Origin of the sequence: Corynebacterium sp. HMSC071B10, assembly GCF_001814825.1 — a bacterium.
Classification (GTDB): Bacteria; Actinomycetota; Actinomycetes; order Mycobacteriales; family Mycobacteriaceae; genus Corynebacterium.
Window position 1 is genome coordinate 76,822 of sequence record NZ_KV817977.1, and the last position, 19,873, is coordinate 96,694.

At 64.2% G+C, this 19,873-nt stretch carries 22 protein-coding genes; 11 read left to right on the forward strand and 11 right to left on the reverse strand.

The features are described from left to right. Window positions 1–11: 11 nt before the first annotated feature. From HMPREF2990_RS02010 to HMPREF2990_RS02040, 7 genes are all read right to left on the reverse strand, one after another. Window positions 12–824: an enoyl-CoA hydratase/isomerase family protein gene (locus tag HMPREF2990_RS02010; RefSeq protein ID WP_070762471.1), complete on the reverse strand. Its 813-nt coding sequence runs from the start codon at window positions 822–824 to the stop codon at window positions 12–14. Between the two features lie 17 nt (window positions 825–841). Then, a complete protein-coding gene (locus HMPREF2990_RS02015; protein WP_070762472.1) occupies window positions 842–1,885 on the reverse strand; it encodes a CaiB/BaiF CoA transferase family protein in 1,044 nt (347 codons plus the stop codon). Then, window positions 1,885–2,685, reverse strand: coding sequence for a crotonase/enoyl-CoA hydratase family protein (locus HMPREF2990_RS02020; protein ID WP_070762473.1), 801 nt, complete (start codon window positions 2,683–2,685; stop codon window positions 1,885–1,887). The genes HMPREF2990_RS02015 and HMPREF2990_RS02020 overlap by 1 nt, the downstream gene beginning before the upstream one ends. 12 nt (window positions 2,686–2,697) lie before the next feature. Continuing rightward, the gene (locus HMPREF2990_RS02025; protein WP_070762474.1) at window positions 2,698–3,891 is read right to left on the reverse strand and encodes a thiolase family protein; all 1,194 of its coding nucleotides are present in this window, start codon (window positions 3,889–3,891) and stop codon (window positions 2,698–2,700) included. A 134-nt stretch (window positions 3,892–4,025) separates the two neighbouring features. Beyond that, window positions 4,026–4,973: an NAD(P)-binding domain-containing protein gene (locus HMPREF2990_RS02030; RefSeq protein WP_070762475.1), complete on the reverse strand. Its 948-nt coding sequence runs from the start codon at window positions 4,971–4,973 to the stop codon at window positions 4,026–4,028. Further along, window positions 4,966–6,477 (reverse strand): bifunctional ADP-dependent NAD(P)H-hydrate dehydratase/NAD(P)H-hydrate epimerase, encoded by a 1,512-nt coding sequence (locus HMPREF2990_RS02035; RefSeq protein ID WP_070762476.1) that lies wholly within the window; start codon window positions 6,475–6,477, stop codon window positions 4,966–4,968. The genes HMPREF2990_RS02030 and HMPREF2990_RS02035 overlap by 8 nt, the downstream gene beginning before the upstream one ends. Window positions 6,478–6,487: 10 nt before the next feature. Further along, window positions 6,488–7,294, reverse strand: a complete 807-nt coding sequence (locus HMPREF2990_RS02040) for an Fpg/Nei family DNA glycosylase (protein ID WP_070762477.1) — start codon at window positions 7,292–7,294, stop codon at window positions 6,488–6,490. A gap of 46 nt (window positions 7,295–7,340) precedes the next feature. Here HMPREF2990_RS02040 and HMPREF2990_RS02045 point away from each other — a divergent pair, with 46 nt between their 5' ends. The 3 genes from HMPREF2990_RS02045 (at window position 7,341) to HMPREF2990_RS02055 (ending at window position 10,133) form a co-directional block, all read left to right on the forward strand. Next, window positions 7,341–8,834 carry a DUF1846 domain-containing protein gene (locus tag HMPREF2990_RS02045; RefSeq protein WP_070762478.1) on the forward strand — a complete coding sequence of 498 codons (1,494 nt, stop codon included), beginning with the start codon at window positions 7,341–7,343 and terminating at the stop codon, window positions 8,832–8,834. Window positions 8,835–8,896: 62 nt separating this feature from the next. Then, a complete protein-coding gene (locus tag HMPREF2990_RS02050) occupies window positions 8,897–9,256 on the forward strand; it encodes an excisionase family DNA-binding protein (protein ID WP_197697009.1) in 360 nt (119 codons plus the stop codon). After that, window positions 9,243–10,133: an oxygen-dependent tRNA uridine(34) hydroxylase TrhO gene (locus HMPREF2990_RS02055; protein WP_371574836.1), complete on the forward strand. Its 891-nt coding sequence runs from the start codon at window positions 9,243–9,245 to the stop codon at window positions 10,131–10,133. Before HMPREF2990_RS02050 ends, HMPREF2990_RS02055 begins: the two co-directional genes overlap by 14 nt. Here the strand turns inward: HMPREF2990_RS02055 and HMPREF2990_RS02060 are convergent. From HMPREF2990_RS02060 to HMPREF2990_RS02070, 3 genes are read right to left on the reverse strand one after another with little or no spacing between them, the layout of a single operon-like run. Next, on the reverse strand, window positions 10,130–10,537 hold the full coding sequence (locus tag HMPREF2990_RS02060) for a hypothetical protein (protein ID WP_083316949.1): 408 nt from the start codon (window positions 10,535–10,537) through the stop codon (window positions 10,130–10,132). The two genes, HMPREF2990_RS02055 and HMPREF2990_RS02060, sit on opposite strands and share 4 nt — an antisense overlap. A gap of 24 nt (window positions 10,538–10,561) precedes the next feature. Continuing rightward, window positions 10,562–11,542: a universal stress protein gene (locus tag HMPREF2990_RS02065; RefSeq protein ID WP_083316950.1), complete on the reverse strand. Its 981-nt coding sequence runs from the start codon at window positions 11,540–11,542 to the stop codon at window positions 10,562–10,564. A gap of 10 nt (window positions 11,543–11,552) precedes the next feature. Next, window positions 11,553–11,960, reverse strand: a complete 408-nt coding sequence (locus HMPREF2990_RS02070) for a MarR family winged helix-turn-helix transcriptional regulator (protein ID WP_070762504.1) — start codon at window positions 11,958–11,960, stop codon at window positions 11,553–11,555. Window positions 11,961–12,095: 135 nt separating this feature from the next. Between HMPREF2990_RS02070 and HMPREF2990_RS02075 the strand changes: the two genes are divergently transcribed. From HMPREF2990_RS02075 to rplI, 8 genes are all read left to right on the forward strand, one after another. Continuing rightward, on the forward strand, window positions 12,096–12,458 hold the full coding sequence (locus HMPREF2990_RS02075) for a DUF5318 family protein (protein WP_246817401.1): 363 nt from the start codon (window positions 12,096–12,098) through the stop codon (window positions 12,456–12,458). Between the two features lie 83 nt (window positions 12,459–12,541). Next, window positions 12,542–14,767 carry a transglycosylase domain-containing protein gene (locus HMPREF2990_RS02080; RefSeq protein WP_070762481.1) on the forward strand — a complete coding sequence of 742 codons (2,226 nt, stop codon included), beginning with the start codon at window positions 12,542–12,544 and terminating at the stop codon, window positions 14,765–14,767. Window positions 14,768–14,787: 20 nt separating this feature from the next. Then, window positions 14,788–16,296, forward strand: coding sequence for a glycosyltransferase family 87 protein (locus HMPREF2990_RS02085; protein WP_070762505.1), 1,509 nt, complete (start codon window positions 14,788–14,790; stop codon window positions 16,294–16,296). Beyond that, entirely contained in the window at window positions 16,242–16,433 is a 192-nt protein-coding gene (locus HMPREF2990_RS12330) for a hypothetical protein (RefSeq protein ID WP_083316951.1), read from the forward strand. The genes HMPREF2990_RS02085 and HMPREF2990_RS12330 overlap by 55 nt, the downstream gene beginning before the upstream one ends. 64 nt (window positions 16,434–16,497) lie before the next feature. Beyond that, a complete protein-coding gene (locus HMPREF2990_RS02090) occupies window positions 16,498–16,734 on the forward strand; it encodes a hypothetical protein (protein ID WP_070762482.1) in 237 nt (78 codons plus the stop codon). Window positions 16,735–16,860: 126 nt separating this feature from the next. Then, on the forward strand, window positions 16,861–17,148 hold the full coding sequence (gene rpsF / locus HMPREF2990_RS02095; protein WP_231910302.1) for a 30S ribosomal protein S6: 288 nt from the start codon (window positions 16,861–16,863) through the stop codon (window positions 17,146–17,148). 48 nt (window positions 17,149–17,196) lie between these two features. Next, a complete protein-coding gene (locus HMPREF2990_RS02100; protein WP_070762483.1) occupies window positions 17,197–17,733 on the forward strand; it encodes a single-stranded DNA-binding protein in 537 nt (178 codons plus the stop codon). A 53-nt stretch (window positions 17,734–17,786) separates the two neighbouring features. After that, window positions 17,787–18,239 (forward strand): 50S ribosomal protein L9, encoded by a 453-nt coding sequence (gene rplI, locus HMPREF2990_RS02105; protein WP_038593074.1) that lies wholly within the window; start codon window positions 17,787–17,789, stop codon window positions 18,237–18,239. A 78-nt stretch (window positions 18,240–18,317) separates the two neighbouring features. On the opposite strand, the gene HMPREF2990_RS02110 is transcribed toward rplI, so the two are convergent. After that, a complete protein-coding gene (locus tag HMPREF2990_RS02110; RefSeq protein WP_070762484.1) occupies window positions 18,318–19,829 on the reverse strand; it encodes an HNH endonuclease signature motif containing protein in 1,512 nt (503 codons plus the stop codon). Window positions 19,830–19,873 lie beyond the last annotated feature (44 nt).

The following is a 19,873-nucleotide window of genomic DNA, read 5'->3' on the forward strand; positions in this document are numbered from 1 at the left end:
GGTTCCTCGATTCAGTCGAAGTTGGGTGCGCGCTTCTCTGTAAAGGCGCGCACCCCCTCCGCGTGTTCTGGGGTTGCGAGTAACTCGGTTTGCATCGTGGCCTCTTGGGCGAGCGCGTTCTCGAGGCCGACGAGTGTGGCGCGGTTGACCGCTGCCTTGGTCGCCGCGAGTGCGCCGCGGGGAGAGCTGCGAAAAGCTGTGGCGACCTGTTGCGCTTCCTCATATGCCTCGCCCGCGGTCGCGAGCTGTGCCACGAGGCCCACTTCTGCGGCACGCGGCGCGGGAAGGCGGTCTTGGCACAGCGCAAGCGCCATCGTGGCCTGCCTACCCAGTGCTGCGGCGAGCGTATTGATCGCGCCCCCGTCGGGAATCAGGCCGATGCGGCCGAAGGGGAGGAAGAAGAACGCGGACTCGGACGCGATGATGAGATCTGAGGCGAAGGCGAGCGAGGCACCGATACCAGCGGCTGCGCCCTCGACCGCCGCAATGACGGGGACTTCGGCGCGGACGACGGACAGTATCATGTGCTCAACGGCCGGCATCATCGGGTAGACGTCCGGGTCGGGGTCGTGGTGGGCAACGGAGTCGAGGATGTCATCGGTGATCTCAAAAGCGAGATCGGCACCGGCGCTGAAAGCTTTTGCATCGCCGGTGATGATGATCGCGCGCACCTCCGGGTTTTGCGCTGCCTCGGTAACAGCGTCACCGATCGCGTAGGCGGTGAGAATGTCGATGGCGTTGCGCTTTTGCGGGTTGGCGAGACGAAGCGTTGCGACTCGGTCGTCGATGGTCACTTCTAGGGTAGGGATGGGATGCCCGGGCATATTGGCGCTCCTTTCTGCTAGTCGGTCGAAGTAGGCAGGGGTGAGAAACGGGGTGCGGTCGTCGGGTGGATCTGCCCATCGACGTCCACGTAGGAACGGCGCGCCTTCAAGTGGGGCTCATCGAGAACTTCGTGGGGTGCGATGACGGGGGCCACGCAGGCGTCGACAAGCGAAAAGGCGTTGACCCATTCGTCCCGGGAACGGGTGGCGAAGGTTTCCGCGAAGCGCTGCCGCACTCGGGGCCAGGCTTGCTCGTCGTTTTGCTCCACGCCCGCTAGCTCCTCGGTCAGGCCCAGGGTGTCGAGTAGAGCCGCGTAGAATTTTGGCTCGATCGCGCCGACGGAGATGTATTTCTCATCTGCGGTTTTGTAGATGCGGTAGAAGGGCGCGCCCCCATCAAGCAGGTTGGTGCCACGTGCGTCGGACCACGCGCCTCGCTCGCGCATGGAGTGGAGCATGGCGGTCAAGTGCGCGGCACCGTCGACGATCGCGGCGTCGATAACCGTGCCCTGGCCAGTGTGTTGCGCCTGCAAGAGGGCGGCAAGGACCCCGGAGACAAGGTAGAGGGAGCCACCGGCGAAGTCGCCGAGCAAATTGAGCGGGGGTACCGGCATGCCGTCATCCGCGGCAATCGGTTCCAACGCGCCAGAGAGTGCAATGTAGTTGATGTCGTGCCCAGCGGCAGCGGCCAGCGGGCCGGTCTGGCCCCACCCGGTCATCCGGCCGTAGACGATGGCGGGGTTCGCCTTTTTCGCTTCGGCGGGGCCGAGCCCGAGTCGTTCGGCTACACCTGGGCGGAAGCCCTCCAGCACCACGTCGACGTCGCGCAGCATGTCGGTGATCTTCTGCAGATCTTGCGGGTCCTTGAGGTCAGCCTCGAGGCGCTCCTGGTCACGCCACAGAATGTGGTGGGAAAACTCCCAAGTCTCGGGGCCAGGCCGAGAAACGCGGATGACTCGAGCACCGAAGTCTGCCAGCAGCATTCCGGCGAAGGGAACCGGGCCGATACCACCCAGGCACAGCACGGTCACGCCTTCCAGGGGGCGGTGGGGAAGCGGCATTAGGAACCACTCCACTTTGGTTCGCGCTTCTCCGCGAAGGCGGTGGCACCCTCTTTAGCGTCGTTGGTGGCTGCGATGCGCTCCCAGAGCTCGTCGTTGACCTGCCACGGGTCCGAGTTAGACCAGTCCGCGTGCCAGTCCGAACCCGCGGAGGTGGCCTTGTGGACGCCTTCCTTTGAATACTGCACTGACAGCGGGGCGTTCTTGCTGATCACTTCAGCAAGTTCCCGCGCGGTCTCCAGTACCGTATCCGCGGGCACGACGCGGTTGATCAGACCCCACTCGGCGGCAGTTTCAGCCGTGATGAAGTCGCCGGTGAGCACGAGCTCCAGCGCTCGGCGTAGGGGAATCTGGCGCGCGGTGCGCACGACCCCGCCCGCGCCGGCAAGCAGACCGCGCTTAACCTCCGGGAGTCCAAACTTCACGCCTTCGGCAGCGACGATCAGGTCGCAAGACACAGCGATTTCAAAGCCCCCGCCCAGCGCGAAGCCGTTCACCGCGGCGATGACCGGCTTGTCGCTCCAGTGCTGGGCGACGCCACCGAAGCCCCACTCCGGGTGCTCCGGGTGGTCAATCGGGTTGCCTGCGCCGATGTCCTTCAGGTCCGCCCCGGCGCAGAACGCGCGGCCCTGCCCAGTGATGATGACGACGTGCACGGACGGGTCATTGTTCGCCTTTTCCAGTGCGTCGCCCACGGCGGTGGACAGGGCCCGGTTGACCGCGTTCATCGCGTCCGGTCGGTTGAGAGTGATGGTGGCGACGTGACCGTCGACTTCGTAGAGTGCTGCTTCGTTGCTCATTGTGTTACGTCCTTAGAGTCGCTCGATGATGGTTGCGTTGGCCATGCCTGCGCCTTCGCACATGGTTTGGAGCCCGTAGCGGCCGCCGGTGCGCTCCAGCTCGTTGATGAGGGTGGTGAAGAGACGGGTGCCGGAAGAACCCAGCGCGTGGCCGAGCGCGATAGCACCGCCGACGGTGTTCGTCTTTTCTAGGTCAGCGCCTACCTCTCGGGCCCAGGCCAGAGGCACGGGTGCGAAGGCCTCGTTGACCTCGAAGCGGTCGATGTCGTCGACGCTCAGGCCCGCGCGCTCGAGTGCCTGTTGGGTGGCGGGAATCGGACCCGTGAGCATGAGCAGCGGGTCGGAGCCGACGACGGAGAAGGAGACGAAGCGGGCGCGCGGGGTAAGACCCAGGGCCGCGGCGACGGACTCCTCCATGATCAGCGCCGCGGAGGCACCGTCGGTCAGCGGAGAGGAGTTGCCCGGCGTGATCTTCCAATCGATATCGGGGAAGCGCTCCCGCATCGCGTCCGTGGAGAAGGAAGGCTTGAGACCGGCGAGCCCTTCGGCCGAGGTGGTGGGGCGAATGGTTTCGTCGACGGTGTGGAGGTGGGTGTTTCCTTCAGCATCTACGACCTCGACGGGGACGATTTCCTTGTCGAAGTACCCGGCCTCAGTGGCTTCTGCGGCAAGGCGGTGGGAGCGAGCGGAGTACTCGTCGATCTCCTCGCGGCTGATGCCCCACTTCTGGCAGATCAGCTCGGCGGAAACTCCCTGGTTAACCAGGCCTTCTGGGTAGCGCTTGGGTAGACGTACGCCGTGGACGTCCTGGCCGATGTGTGAGGTGCCCAGTGGGATGCGACTCATCGACTCTACGCCCGCCGCGACGACGATGTCGTATGCGCCCGCCATGATGCCCTGCGCGGCAAAGTGCACCGCCTGCTGGCTGGATCCGCACTGGCGGTCGATGGTGGTGGCGGGAATGGCCTCGGGCCACCCTGCCGCGAGCACGCCCTGGCGCCCAATGTTCAAGGCTTGCTCTCCGACCTGGCTTACGCAGCCGGTGATCACGTCGTCGATCTTGTTCGGGTCGAGACCATTGCGCTGCTCAATTGCAGTGAGCACCGTGGCGAGCAGGTCGACTGGGTGGGTGCCGGACAGCGCGCCACCGGGCTTTCCTTTGCCGACGGCGGTGCGTACGACATCTACGACAACAGCATTTCTCATGAGTGGATCCTTCCAGGAATGAACGGGATGGGATGGTGTACCAAAGGTTAAGTGAACGATCGTTAAGTTGCAAGGAAAATGCGAGATTCGCATCACATAGGCAGAATAAGTGTGATGTGTGGCTCGGTGCTGGATTAGTTTCGCGCCGCAATCGCGCGCGCCACATCCCGCGCAAATGGGCTCACGCCGCCGAGCGTGCCCGCGCCCGGACCGTTGATGTCGTTGTAGCCCACGAACCACAGGCCTGGTGTATCTCGATCGAGCCCGCGCACCGGTCCGAGCGCGGGCCGGTAGCCGGTCGCCCAGATGAGTACGTCCACCCCGAGTGCTTCGATCTCGTCCAGGGAGGATGGAAGGTGCCGAATCTTTAGGAGACCCGCATCGCGTGCGCGGCGCACTTCAGGAACTGCGACGATGTCGCCGCCGAAGTCGGCCCCGCCCGGATCTTCTTTGCCTTGTGAGATGGCAAGGAAGCGCTCGCGGTTGCGGCGGAAGAGCGCCTCGCCGTCGACGTCGTCAGGCATGAAGCGCGGGGGTGTGCGGGTCAGCCACTGCACGTCGACGCCGTGAAGCGCCAGGTCCGCCGTGATCTGGGCACCGGAGTCTCCGCCGCCAACCACCGCGACACTTTTGCCCGCGAACTGCGCGGGGTTGCGGTAGTCGGCGGAGTGGATCTGCGTGCCGCGAAAAGTACCCGGCAGGTGCGGCACGAAGGGAATGTGCCCAGTGGCCACGACCACGTTGCAGGCCTCGACGTCCTGGGGGAGTAGCCTGAACGTCCCGTTACGATGCGCCACACGTTCGACCCGCTCGCGCATGACCGGGAAGTCGTAGCGCTGCTCGTATCTGGTCAGGTAGTCCACTACGTGGTCACGCGGCGGGTAGCCGTCGTAGGCGGGCATGGGCCAGCCGGGGAGGTTGGAAAACTCGGCGTGGGAAAAGAGTGTGAGGTGATCCCAGTAGGTGGGCCAGGATCCGGCGGCGTGGTCGCCGAAGATTGTGAAGTCCACACCATATTTACGCAAGTAGTAGGCGGTAGCGAGTGCTGACTGGCCGCCGCCGATGATCGCGGTGTCAAGCATGTGTCAGCTTTGCGGTAGCTTCGCGGACGAACGCGGCGATGCGGCTGGCGGGTGCGGTGGCATCGCCGTACTCGGTGGCGGCGGCGAGCTTCGCGGCCACTGCGTGCACGGTCGCGGCGGCGATAAGCGAGGAGGTCTGCCCGTCGCGGGCGAGCAGCGCGCCTGCGATGCCGGAGAGTACGTCGCCGGAGCCCGGGGTGGCGGCCCAGGAGTGCCCAGTGTCCAGGCCGTACACGATGTGGCCGTCAGAAATCAAGGTGGCCCGCCCTTTGCGCAGAACGTCGCAGTCGAGGTACTCCGCCAGTTGCAGCGTCTCCTCTACACGGTCACGGGTGGGTAAACCCGCTGCCTCCCGCAGTCGGGCAAACTCGCCGTCGTGCGGGGTCAGCGCGGTATACGCTTCGCGTGTGCGCAGGGAAGTGCGCAGATCAGGGTGCTCGGCGAGAAGGGTGATGGCGTCGGCGTCGAGAAGCAGTGGCTCCGGTGCGGCGAGCAGCGCACCCAATTCTTCGACGGCTTGCTCGTCGGTGCCTGCGCCGGGGCCGACAACCCAGGCCTGGACGCGTCCACATTCCTTAAGCGTGTCGGCTGCGACGACCTCCGGGTGCGCGCGCACCACCTCGGATGCCTGCGGGCCCGCGTAGCGCACCATCGCCGGGGTGGCGTAGAGCGCGCCCGCGGTACACAGCAGCGCCGCGCCCGGGTAGGTGTCGCTACCAGCGCGGATACCTACCACTCCGCCGGAGTACTTGTCGTCGGCCGCGTCAGGCTCGACGGAAGGGACGGGCGCGGGGATGAGTCCCCGTATCCCCTCCGGGATTGGAAAGTCCGGGGCGACGGCGCGGTTGGCGGTGAGCAGCGTGGGGCCGTCGGCGGACCATTCCGGCAGCGTATCGCTCAGCGTCTCGTACAGATGGCGGCCGCCGATGCCGATGTCCGCGAGCAGCTGCACTCCGCACGCACTTGAGAGCACGTGGGCGCGTCGGAAGCCGCCAAAGGTGACGGTGGCCTCGGCGCGAACGTGCAGGTCTCCGCCCTCGCCGGTGTCCGCGTCGATGCCGGAGGGCACGTCGACCGCAAGCACGCGCAGTCGGTTGAGCGCGCTTACTATCTCCGCGTACTCCTCGCGCAGACCGGCGGTACCGCCGATACCGGTGATGCCGTCGATGGCAAGGTCGTAGGTACCAGTAACGTCCTCAACCACCGTCCCGCCTGCGTTGCGCAGCGCTTCGAGCGCGCGCTCCTGTGCGCGCCCTGCCACCAGCAGCGCGTCGACTCGGTAGCCGGACATGGCCAGTTCCGCGGCGGCGTAGAGGGCGTCGCCTCCGTTGCCGCCGGGCCCGGCCACTGCGAGGACCCGCGCGCCGGGCGCAACCATGCCGCGCGCTACCTGGGCGACGGCGTGCGCGGCCTGCTGCATGAGCTCGTCGGGGGTGGTTTGTGCGTCGAGAAGCGGCGCTTCTGCGGCGCGGACTTGGTCGGCGGTAAACGTGCAGGCGTACATACGGGCCAGGCTAGTCGCGCTGGCAGCCGGGGCACCAGAACAGGTTGCGGCCCTCCACCTTGCGCAGCGCGATCTCCTCGCCGCACACGTAGCAGGGCTGGCCTGCGCGGCGGTAGACGTAGACCTCGCCGCCGTGGTCGTCCTTGCGCGGCGCGCGCCCCATCGCCTCGGGCGAATGAATATCCCGCACCGTGTCGATGCGCCCGTGCTCGAACCCGTAGCGCATGAGTTCCACCAGGTCCTCCCAGAGCGCGTCGAACTCCGCACGGTCGAGCGCACGCCCTGGTGTAAAGGGCGAGATCCGTTGTCTAAACAGCGGCTCCGCACGATAGATGTTGCCCACCCCAGCGAAGTAGGACTGGTCCATCATCAGTGAGCCGATCGTGCGCTTCGATCGGTGCACCCGCGCCCATAGCGCGTCCGGGTCCGAATCACTGTCGAGCGGGTCTTCGCCGGCGCGCTCGATGATGGCGGCGACTTCCGCCGGGCTGAGGTAGGCGCAGGTCTGCGGCCCGCGCAGGTTCGCGGCGATATCGCCTGCCCCGCCGTCGGGCACGAGCCGCAGCCGGATTTGGCCCCAGATGTCTTCGGCCGGCTCGAAGCGCAGGGAACCGATCAGCCCCAGGTGAATGTGCACAAAAGTATCCGAAAACTCCAGAAAGAGGTGCTTGCCGAGGGCTTGGGCACGGACCAACGTGTGGGCGTCGATAAGCGAGGCATCGAAGCGCCCCTGTGGCGAGGAGGCTTGAAGCGGCGCGCCGCGAAATTCTTCGTTCAGCCGCGCGGCGAGGCGGTGAATGACGTGGCCTTCAGGCATCGTGGCACTTCCTGTACTGCATGCCCAAAATTGTATTATTGCTCCCATGCCGTACACGATCGGGTTTGACCGCGAAAAATACATCCAGATGCAGTCCGAGCACATTACCGCGCGAAGGCGGGAGATCGGCGGCAAGTTGTACCTAGAGATGGGGGGCAAGCTTTTCGACGACCACCATGCCTCCCGCGTCCTGCCCGGGTTCACCCCGGACAACAAGATCGCCATGCTGGACCGGATCAAGGACGAGGTGGAGATCGTCATCTGCTTCAACGCGGGCGACGTGGTGCGCCAGAAGGTGCGCGCCGACCTTGGCATTACCTACGAGGACGACGTGCTGCGCCTGGTGGATGTTTTCCGCGACCGCGGCTTCCTGGTGGAAAATGTGGTGGTCACGCAGCTGGAAGGCCACAACGAGAACGTGGAGGCCTTCCTGGAGCGCCTGGGCAGGCTGGGGCTGAAGGTCTCGCGCCACTACATGATCCCGGGCTACCCCAACGACACGGCGACCGTGGTCTCCGAGGACGGCTTTGGCCACAACGATTACGTGGAGACCTCGCGCGACCTCATCGTGATGACCGCGCCGGGTCCGGGCTCCGGCAAGCTGGCCACCTGCTTAAGCCAGGTCTACCACGAGCACAAGCGGGGCATTCCGGCCGGTTACGCCAAGTTTGAGACCTTCCCCATCTGGAACCTGCCGCTGTCGCACCCGGTGAACCTGGCCTACGAGGCGGCCACCGCCGACCTGGACGACATCAACGTGATCGATCAGTACCACCTGGATGCCTACGGGGAGAAGGTCACCTCCTACAACCGCGACATTGAGGTTTTCCCCCTGCTGAAGACGCTGCTGCGCGAAGTCACCGGTGAAACGCCATATGAGTCGCCCACGGACATGGGGGTGAACATGGCGGGCTACTGCATTTCCGACGACGCGGCCTGCCGCCACGCAGCCGAGCAGGAGATCATCCGCCGCTACTACAAGGCGCTCGTGGAGGAGCGCCGCGCGGATAAGGACAACACGGAGTCCGCCCGCATCGCCAACGTGCTGCGCAAGGCAGAGGTGACCACGGCGGATCGTCCGGTGGTCGCGCCCGCGCTGGAGGTGGCCGAGGAAACCGGCAAGCCGGGGGCCGCACTCGAACTTGCGGACGGCACGATCGTCACCGGCAAGACCTCCGACCTCCTCGGCCCCTCGGCCGCAGTGCTGCTCAATGCGCTCAAGCAGCTCGCGGGTATCGACGATAGCGTGCACCTGCTTTCCCCGGACTCCATCGAGCCGATCCAAACCTTAAAGACGAAGCACCTGGGTTCGGTGAACCCGCGCCTGCACACCGACGAGGTGCTCATCGCGCTTTCTGTGTCGGCTTCGACGAACTCGGATGCTGCCGCGGCGCTGGACCAGCTGCGAAACTTGCGCGGCTGCGATGCGCACACCACCACCATTCTCGGTTCGGTGGACGAGGGAATCTTCCGCAACCTCGGCGTTTTGGTCACCTCCGAGCCGAAGTATTGGAAGAAGGGGCTCTACCACAAGCGCTAGAGTTTGCACGCTTTACGCTTCTCCTATTGCGCTCATTGCGGATTGTTCGTATGATGTCGAGCATGGCAACGGAAGAGAAGCTCTCACCGGTAGAGCAAGCACTGGCAGATTTGAACAACAACCTCTCACAGGCCCGAACGCACGCTTCGGATACTGTGACGCTGCCGAAGGAAACGGCAGTGTGGCTCCGCGACATTATTGAGGACCTGGCCGAGGGCCGCCTGGTGAAGGCCCCCGGTCCTGAGGACGAGATGACCACCCAGCAGGTGGCCAATCTCCTCGGCGTGTCTCGCCCCTTCGTGGTCAAGCTGATTGACGAGGGGCGCTTGACCGGGCACAAGGTTGGCACCCACCGCCGCGTGTACACGCGCGACGCGGTGGCCTACAAGGATCAGATGGCAAATATCCGTGGCCAGCGTTAACAAAATCCTCCTGTACTACAAGTTCCAGCCCATCGCCGACCCGGACGCCGTGCGGCTCTGGCAGCGCGACCTGTGCGAGGGACTGGGCTTGCACGGGAGGATCATCGTGTCCAAGGACGGCATCAATGGCACGGTCGGCGGCCCGATTGATGCGTGTAAGACGTACGCGAAGAAGACGCGCGAGTACTTCCGCGGCATCGAGTTCAAGTGGTCCGAAGGTGGCCGCGAGGACTTCCCCAAGCTGTCGGTGAAGGCACGCGAGGAGATCGTGTCCTTTGGCGCGCCTGGCGAGCTCAAGGTAGACGAGCACGGCGTCGTCGGCGGTGGGAAGCACTTAAGCCCCGAAGAAGTCAACGAGCTGGTGGAGAACAACCCGGACGTCGTCTTCTTCGACGGGCGCAACGCACGCGAGGCCGAGATCGGCAAGTTCAAGAACGCGGTCGTGCCGGACGTGGAGACCACCCACGACTTCATCCGGGAGCTGGACAGCGGCAAGTACGACTGGATGAAGGACAAGCCGGTCATCTCCTACTGCACCGGCGGCATCCGCTGCGAGGTCCTTTCCAGCTTGATGATCAACCGCGGGTTTGAAGACGTCTACCAGATCGACGGCGGGATCGTGCGCTACGGCGAGAAGTACGGCAACTCCGGGTTGTGGGAGGGCTCCCTCTACGTCTTTGACAAGCGCATGCACACCGAGTTCGGCGGTGGGGCAGAAGACCCCAACTACGTGCAGCTGGGCCACTGCGTGCACTGCGGGGAGGCGACCAACCGCTTCTACAACTGCGCGAACGAGCCGGAATGCCGTGTGCAGTACCTCAGCTGCCCCGAGTGCCGTGAGCGTAACCCGTACTGTGGGGAGTGCTCACAGGGTTAGGTGGCCAGCTTGCCGATGGTGATGATGAGCACCACCATGGTAAACGGCACCATCGGCAGCCAGAACACGCCCATCCACGGCACCCACCGCTCGTAGCGGTTGAGCTTGCGCACCATGATCACGGCGCAGGCTAAAAGCGCGACCACGGGCGGGATTGAGGTGAGCACGGCCCAGGTGTTCTCGCTGATTCCGGGGATCGCCTTGAGTACGAAGCCCACGAGCAGCGTGATCACGACGGAGCAGGCAGCGAAGGTGATGGCCTGCCGCGTGGAGCGCTTGTTGCGCTCCGCCACCTCGGCTGGGTCGGGTTCATCCGCCAACGCGTCAAAGTCCTGCGGCTCGGGCCGTACCCGGCTGAAGCGGTCCGCCGGGTACGAGAGGTCGTTTTCTGGGTGTTCGCGCATATTTCCCATCTGTACCACCCTTATCTAGTGTTCGGCCTCCGAGCGCGGGTAGATCAGCACCGGCACGGGGGCAAAGCGGATGAACTCGCCTTCGCGGGTGCCCACGAACACGCGCTTGAGCTGCCCGGAGGGCTGCGAGCCGAGGCACAGCAGGTCGCCCTTCTTCCACTTCACGCTATCTATCGCGCGCTTCCACCCCTTGCCAGAGGCGAGCAGTGTCTCCACGTCGAGCCCCTCGCAGCCCTCGACCCGGTTACACACGCTAAAGGCCTGGTCACGCACCCGGTCGAGGAGGCCGAGCGTGGTTTCGTTCCAGGCCGCAAGCTCGTGGGAGAATTCACCCGCGCGCTCATCAGGGGAAAACGCGACGATGCGTAAGGGCACGCCAACAATGCAGGCCATTGTCGCGGCGTAGGCCAGGCCGGGGAAGCGCTCCCGGTTGCCGTCGCCGGTGACCTCGTCGGAGTCGATCAGCGCGTAGGTGACCCGGGTGACGCCCTTCTTTGAGAGCGTGAGGTGCTTCGGTGCCAGTCCCAGTGGCAGGGTGGAGGAGTGCATGAGCTGGTCCGCCTCGCTGGTGGGGCGGAAGCGGCTCTTTGCGGTTTTGGCGCGGGAGCCGAGGATGATCATGTCGGCGTTGAAGGTCCGCGCGACGTCGTAAAGCGGCTCGGTGCCGCTCGTGCGCTCGACCAGACGGGCGACGTTGGAGGCGCGCTGCGAGGCAGGCAGGACCCCGTCGAGGGCCTTTTCCACCTGCTTGTGAAAGCTTTCCTGCGAGCGCTTGAGCCACTTTTTGTACTTCTTGCCGGACATGGAGGTCGTCCACGACTTTTTCGTGGTGGCCATCACTTGCACTTTGACCGGCAGGGAGCGGCCGAGCCAGGCCGCGTACTCGAGGGCTTCTTTGTTGTTGGAGTTGCTCGAGTCCCAGCCAACGACGATGCGCAGCTCCCCCTCGTTGCGGGGCAGCTGCGCCAGATCGCTGGAGAAAGAACGTGCCGTCACACCCCCGATTCTACGTGGTGGGGTGTTCTTTATTCACGTAGGCCTCAGCGAGCAGGTTGATGATGTCGGTGACGCTGTCGAGCTTGCGCAGCGACTCCTGGTCAAGGGTCCCGAGCATCTCGCCGAGGTAGCGGGTGCGCTCATCGCCCACGCGGTGGAGCTCATCGCGGCCCAGCTTGGTGGTCTCCACGCTCACGCCGCGGCGGTCGTGCTCGGAGCGGATGCGCTGTACCAGCCCGCGCTTTTCCAGCTGGTTGACGGTGTTGGAAGCGGTCGGCATGCGCACGCCCTCCGCTTCGGCGATCCGGCTGATACGGGTCGGGCCCTCCTCTGCGAGCCTGCGCAGGATGGACAGCTGGGGGCCAGTGAGGTCCGAGTGTTCGGCGGTGCGGAAGTAGGTGACGTACAACGAGGTCATCGCGGGACGGATGCGTTGTGCAATCTCGTATGGGTCTGGTTGTTCCTGGGGCTCCTGTGACACGATCTTCTCCAACTCGTCGACGCTTTTAGGCGACTAAATAGTACCAGCTTTGTGATGACTATACTAGTCGGGGTGTTTGCTTACCGGTACGAGATCTCCCACGAGTGGGCCCGCCGCCAAACCCTGCGGGATTTCCACGCTGGACGCCTGCTGCTTAGCGACGTCTGCGACGCCGATTTTCTCCTCCGCACCGCCAGCGAATTTCACGGTACGCCCGCCGAGCGCCCCTGCCCCATCTGTGGTGGGGAAATGCGAGACGTGAAGTGGGTCTACGGGGACGCCCTGGGCCGCCGCGCGAACACCGCGCGCAGCGAGGACGAGATCGACCGGCTCGTTGCTGAGGTGGGCCCGATCACGGTGCATTTCGTCGAGGTGTGCCCGGAGTGCAAGTGGAATTATTTGTGCAAGGCTTTTACTGCTTGCCCAGTAGGGTGATTTCGCGGTGGGCGGGTAGTGTGTCCTGTAAGTATTGAGAGCATTGTGACTGCTGTCGTCGTCGACGTTGCAAGGGAAAACGCGTGACAAACAACGAGAAAGCCCCCGAGAGCGGGAGCACCGTGGCAAAGAAGAAGCCCCCCCGCATCGGGCAGTGGCTCCTGGCGCTGTTGCTGCTGTTGGTGCTCATCGCCTCCATCCCCGCGCTGTGGTTCGCGTGGAACTACAGCCGGGCGAACCTGCCGGAGCCGAACGAGATCGAAGCGGCGCAGATCTCCAACATCTACTTCAGCGACGCAAAGACTGAACTCGCCCGCGTGGTCCCGCCGGAGGGTAACCGCGAGCAGATCCCGCTGGACAAGGTGCCGGTTGAGGTGCAGAACGCGGTGCTGGCGGCCGAGGATCGTGACTTCTGGGAGAACTCCGGGTTCTCCTTTACCGGCTTTGGCCGCGCGGTGATCGGCCAGCTCACCGGCAACCCTTCTGCCGGTGGTGGCTCTACTATTACGCAGCAGTACGTGAAGAACGCGATCGTCGGCAATGAGCACTCGTACCAGCGCAAGGCCAAGGAGCTGGTGTACTCGATTAAGATGGCTAACTCCTGGTCGAAGGAAGAGGTGCTCAGCGCCTACCTAAATACCGTCTACTTCGGGCGCAATGCCTACGGCATCGAGGCGGCCGCGCACGCATACTTCTCCAAGCCCGCCAGCGAGCTGACGGTGGAGGAGGGTGCGGTGCTCGCCGCGTCCATCCAGCGCCCGAGCCAGCTCGACCCGTGGACGAACCCGGAGGGTGCGGAGGATCGCTGGAACTACGTGATGGACGGCCTTGTGGAGATGGGGGCCATTGACCAGAGCGTCCGTGCCCAGGCGCAGTTCCCAGAGACGCGTGACCCGGCGACCTACTCTGCCTACACCGAGGCGACCGGCCCGAACGGGCTGATCAAGAACCAGGTTATGACGGAGCTGGCGGCCATCGGTATTTCCGAGGACGACCTGACCAACCGCGGCCTGCAGATCACCACCACGATTGATAAGAAGGCGCAGGACGACACGGTCCGCATCTCTGAGGAGAACCTCGCCAACCTGCAAGACGATGCACGTACCGGCGTGGTCGCTGTGGAGCCGGGCACGGGTGCCGTGCGCGCCTACTACGGCGGCAACGACGCCTCCGGCTGGGACTACGCCAACGCGGGCCTGCAGACGGGCTCGACGTTTAAGATCTTCACCCTTGCGGCGGCGCTGCAACAGGGCATCCCGCTCAACGCCAACTTCGACGCCTCCCCGGTCACGCTGCCGAACGGCGCGGTGGTGACCAACGCCGACGGCGGTGGCGGCGGCATGATCAACATGACAGAGGCCACGCGCGTGTCGTCGAATACCGCGTACATGCGTATCCAGGACGACCTGGACAACACGACGCAGGACACCGCCGACATGGCGCACGCGCTCGGCGTGGCGCGCTCCATCCCGGGCATCCCGGTCACCCTGCGCGAAAACGGTGGGCAGCCCTACGAGGGTATCGTGCTGGGGCAGTACCAGTCCCGCGTCCTCGACATGGCTGTTGGCGTGGCCACTCTGACAAACCGTGGCGTGTACCACCCGACCCACTTTGTCGAGCGTGTCGAGGACGCGCGCGGCGAGGTGCTCTACGAAAACGACAACGACTACGCGGAGCGCCGCGTGTCCGCCCAGGTGGCGGACAACGTCATTCAGGCGATGCAGACGGTGATCCCGTACTCCTACGCCAATCTCGCCGGCGGCCGCCCCGCCGCGGGCAAGACCGGTACCGCCCAGCTGGGCGACACGGGCATGAACAAGGATGCCTGGATGGTCGGCTCCACCCCGCAGCTCTCCGTCGCGGTGTGGGTGGGTACCGCGGATAACACCTCCCCGATCTACAACGAGGGCGGCGGCATGATGTGGGGCGCGCAGACGCCGACCCGGATTTGGAAGGGCGTGCTGGACACGGTCCTGGAGGGCCAGGAAGTGCAGAACTTCCACGACGCGAGCCCGGTCTACTGGGGCGTCAACCCGTATTCCGGCGGCGCGAACCTGGGCGGTAACTCCTGGAGCTACTACAACCAGCAGCAGGCCACGCAGCAGAGCGAGCAGCCTGCGGAAGAGCAGCCGTCGGAGGAGCGCGAGTCCTCTGATGCTCCGGGCGCACCTTCGGCACCGCAGCAGCAGGCTCCTGCTCCGGCACCCGCGCCTGCGCCCGCCCCGGCTCCGGCCCCGGCAGCGCCGGACCTCGGGCTCAATGATGCGGTAAATGATTTCTTTGACGGTATTGAAGGCGCGTTGCGATAAAGGTGGAGAATAAAGAAGCGATGTCCAAGCAGAGCACAACGTGGCCGGATCCGGCAGACCGCGTGCAGCCGAGCCGCACGGAACCGATCGCCCGTGGGTGGACCGAGTTCCTCGGCGGCCCGATGGGCAAGTACGCGCAGATCGGGCGGGCGAAGTTTTGGACACCGCTGCGCACCATTTTTGCGGTGGCCTACGTCTTCCTCTTCATGGGCGCGCTGTCGAAGTCGAACTGCGCGCTCGGCAAGCCGGACGACAACGGCGTGCTCCAGCTGAACTGGGATGGCAACCGCCAGTTCACCTCGTTTTGCTACAACGACATCGTGCCGCTCTACGGCGCGCGCGGCCTGGACCAGCCGGGCTTTGTCTACGACTACTCGTGGGTAGAAGAGGGCCTGACTCGGTACATGGAGTACCCGGTACTCGCGGGCTTGTTCCAGGGGTTCACCTCGTTCATCTCGCGCAACACCTACTTCGTGGCGCAGCGCTTCCTGCCGGAGGTGGGCTGGTACTTCTACGTCACGGTCTTCTTCCTGGCGATCATTTGGGTCGCCACCGCTCGCATGGTCGCCGAGCTCGCCGGCAACCGCGTGTGGGACACGCTGCTGGTCGTCGGCTCGCCGCTTCTGATCATGCACGCGTTTACCAACTGGGACATCCCCTCCATCTTCTTCGCGGTCGCGGCGCTGCTCGCCGCCCGCAACGGCAAGTTCACCCTGGCCGGCGTGATGATCGGGCTGGGCACCGCGTTTAAGATGTGGCCGATCTTCGCTCTCGGCGCGTACCTGGTCGTCGCGCTGCGCAAGCGTGACCTGGTGCCGTTTTTGAAGATGCTCGCGGCGTCGATAGTCAGCTGGGTCGTGGTGAACCTGCCCATCTACCTGCGCAACCCGGAGGCGTGGGGCGAGTTCCGCCGACTGAACACCGACCGCGGCTGGGAGTGGACGACCATCTACGCCGTTTTCTCCCGCGTGACCGGCTGGGGCGGCTTCGATTCCGGTGAGGGCGCGCCGGTGATCCTCAATGCCGTCACGCTCATCCTCTTCCTCGCCGGCTGCGCCGCGGTCCTGGTCATGGGGCTGAAGGCCCCGCGCACGCCGCGTATCGCGGAGCTGCTCACCCTGATCATCGGGTTCTTCCTCCTCTTCAACAAGGTGTGGAGCCCCCAGTACTCCATCTGGCTGATCGTCCCGGCTGTGCTCGCGCTGCCGTACTGGCGCCTGCTGCTGAGCTGGATGACCGTCGACATGATGGTGTGGCCAATACTGATGTGGCACATGATGGGGGAGGATAACTTGGGCGCGCCGGGCTGGCTTCTCGACGTCACCATCATCACCCGCGACGCCTTCATCATCACCATCATGGTGCTGGTGGTCCAGCAGATGTTCGGCAAGCGACGCGACAAGGTCGCGGAGGCCCACAACGGCCACGACCCGCTGTTGACCACACCCGAGCAGTGGAAAGAGGAGGACGCCCAGTGGGCACAGCAACAGTCGTCGGCATCGGCTCAATTGCAATCGGCTTCTGCCTAATCGCCGCTGCGTTCTGGGCGATGGCGAAAATGCAGCGCCCGATGCTCTCCCTAGGCTTCGGCATCGCGGCGTTTGTCTTCATCACAATTATCCCGGTTTTTCTTGCAGTATTCGTGGCGGCACCGGGACCGAGCTAGGTACGGTGGGGCCCATGCAAAAACTCACCATCCTGACCACGACCGTCGCGCTGACACGGTGACTGTGGAGCCGACAGAAAGCTCTGCCGAGCTGCCGGCGTCGATAAGCGGCTACAGCGACGAGGCGAAGTCTGACATGGCAGAGGACAACCTCTCCGAGGCTGACATTCAGGGTGTGCTCGACGCGGCACACGATGGCCGCGCCGAGGTCGAGTTTGACGACGGGCACTTCGAGCTTGAGTTTGAAGACATCGACGTTGACATCACGCCTGATGGGATGGTCCTCGAGGCCGACCGCTAGCCATTTGGCCTGCGGGATTGGGTGGGGTACCCTGGACAAGTTGCTTGACGCAACGACCCTCCTGCCGCCGCGAAGAGCGTGGCGGCCGAAATTGAAATTACTAGACCATAGGAGGTGATGAGGTCCGTGCGTCACTACGAAGTAATGATCATTCTGGATTCCAAGCAGGATGAGCGCACCGTTGCCCCGTCCCTGGACAAGTACCTGGAAATTGTCCGTAAGGAAAACGGCAAGGTGGAAAAGGTTGATGTGTGGGGCAAGAAGCGCCTTGCATACCCGATCAACAAGAAGGAAGAGGGCATCTACGCCGTTATCAACCTCGAGTGCGAGGCTGACACGGTCAAGGAGCTCGACCGCGTGCTGAACCTGAACGACAACGTTGTGCGTACCAAGGTGCTGCGCACCGACAAGTAGGAACCGGTAGGCTCAAGCCGAACGTATTCCACCTGGTAGGAGAAGAGCATGGCACAGAACGAAACACCGATCACCGTCGTTGGCAACCTCGTTGCTGACCCAGAGCTGCGTTTCATCCCGAGTGGCGCCGCAGTGGCGAACTTCCGCATTGCGTCGACGCCCCGTTCGTACAACCGGGAGACCAACCAGTTCGAGGACGGCGAGGCGTTGTTCCTGACGTGCAACTGCTGGCGGCAGATGGCCGAGAACGTCGCGGAGTCCCTGACGAAGGGCATGCGCGTGATCGTGCAAGGTCGCCTGCGGCAGCGTTCTTACCAGACCCGCGAGGGGGAAAACCGCACGGTTTTTGAGGTTGAAGTTGATGAGGTCGGGCCTTCGCTGAAGTTTGCCACGGCGAATGTGAGCCGCACGCCACGTGAGGGTGGTGGGCAGCCGCGTCCGTCGCAAGGCTTCCAACAGCAGCAGTCGGCACCGCCGCAGCAGCAACAGGCACCTCAGCAGCAATCGCAGCCGGCGAATGATCCGTGGAACTCCGCCCCACCAGCTGGTGGTTTCGGCGGGATGGATGATGAGCCCCCGTTCTAAAACGTTGTTTTAACCCACACAATCATTTTTCATCATAAGGAAGGTTAGGATTCATGAAGCTGATCCTCACCGCTGCCGTTGAGAAACTTGGCGAGCCCGGCGAAATCGTCGAGGTCAAGGACGGCTACGGACGTAACTTCCTGCTCCCGCGCGGCCTGGCTATCCCGGCTACCCGTGGCGCAGAGAAGCAGATTGAAGACATTAAGCGCGTGCAGGCTGACCGCGAGGTCCGCGATCTGGACCACGCGAAGGAGCTGCGCGATCAGCTCGACCAGCTCACTGGTGTGAAGGTTGCCGTGCGCACTTCCGACAGCGGCAAGCTGTTCGGTTCTGTCACCGCGGCGGAGATCGCTTCCGCCGTGAAGGCGGCTGGCGGCCCGTCCCTGGATAAGCGTCGCATCAACGTGCCGAAGGGTCTTGTGAAGAAGACCGGCGGCTACCAGGTCAAGGTCAACCTCCACGACGATGTGGAAGGCAAGATTAACTTCGAGGTCGTCGCAGCGTAAACGCTTTACGCTTTTCGACGAGCGACAACAGCACTTCAAGCGCGGATCCCCTTGTGAGGAGGGGGTCCGTGCTTTTTGCTATTCGGTTGGGGGAAAGGGGTTGTGTTTGGCCAGCGGTTCCGGGTCGGGGAAAGGGTCCGGGTCTGGTTCTTCGGGGATGTGCACCGGTTCGACGTCTGGCGGCTCGGGCGCGAAGTCGGAATCCAGTTTGAAGCGGCGCTCGAGGACTTGGATCTCGGCGAGGCAGCGGTAGTAGTCCCCGTGGGTGTCGTACTCGTCGAGGAGGCGGTGGATGCGGGCGTTGAACTCGGCGACCGTGTCCCGGTTCTTGGCTGCTGCTTCGAGGGAGCTGCGCCAGCGGGGCGTGGTGGGCGTGATTTCGTCGAAAAGCGGGCCTTCGTGGCGCGACAGCAGGTACGTGCCGTTGTCCAGCAGCCAGACGATGTCGCCGGTGACGGGGTCGGAGATGTAGAACGCACGCTTGTCGGTCTTGATGTTGTGGTGATGGGCACAAAGGCAGAAAAGGTTGTGGGGTGTGGTTTTCCCGCCGCGATCGAAGGGGATTCGGTGGTCGAGTTGGCAGGCCGCAGCGGGCCGCGTGCACCCCGGGAAGATACAGTGCCCGTCCCTGGCGTGCGCGTAGTGCTTCATCTCCTGTGTTGGGGTGTAGCTGTCCGTCACGGTGTTGGCTACTTCGTCCAGGTTGTGCACCGTGGGCGGACTCGTGTCGCACAGGTCCTCGAACTCCTTGGTGTCCAGTGCGTTCGTCCAGCCGATGCCGGGGATGAAGACGGGCGTGCCTTCCTCCCGCGCGCCGTCCTTGCCCGCGGGCGCGTAGACGTGGAGGTGCACCTTCGCGGTCGGCTCGATGTCGCCGGTAAGCAGCTTGATCGCGGTATCGGCCAGGGAGAGCTTGTGCTCGCGGGCGGTGGCCTTCAGGCTGGCGCGAACGACGGCCATGGTGGTGTTGTCGGTGGTGAGCTGGAGCGAGCCGAGGTCGACGCCATTGCGTTCAAAATCGCTGAACTCGACGGCACGCGAGCGGTGGTTGTGCGCGTCCTCCCGCTTCTTCCGCTTGATTGGGTCGTAGTTCAGGCCGACGTCCAGCTTGGCAATCAGCGTGCGGATCCGGCGCACAATGGTCGCGCGGCTGGGTAGGGGCTGGTTGGCGCGCTTGGGACGGAAGAGCTTGACCAGCATCTCGTCGAAAGCGGCCCAAGTCTCCTCGTCCGCCTCAGCGCCCACTTTCATTAGTGCGGAATCAATGCCGACGAGAGTGTGGACGGACAGGAGCCGAGTCTCTTCCTGCATCTTGCGCAGGAGGGGAAGGAGGCGAAGCCGGTTATACGCGAAGATCGCCGCGCTGATCTCGTGCTTGGGGCGATCGGTGATGGAGGCGAGCTCTTCCACCTCCAGGTCAAAGTCCTGTAGCGGCATCTCGGTGTAAGGGCTGTAGAGGGCGAACTCCGTGTCCCGCATCTGCTGCGAAAGCTTCGCGCGCGGATCATTCGCGTTCTGGCAGCGGAAATGCTTGTGCAGCGCCGCCGGTGTGTGCGTCTCTGTGCTTGTCTGTGTGGTGGTGCGGGACATGGGGCTTCCTCCTTTCTAAACTTTCCGTTGCCGACAATTATACC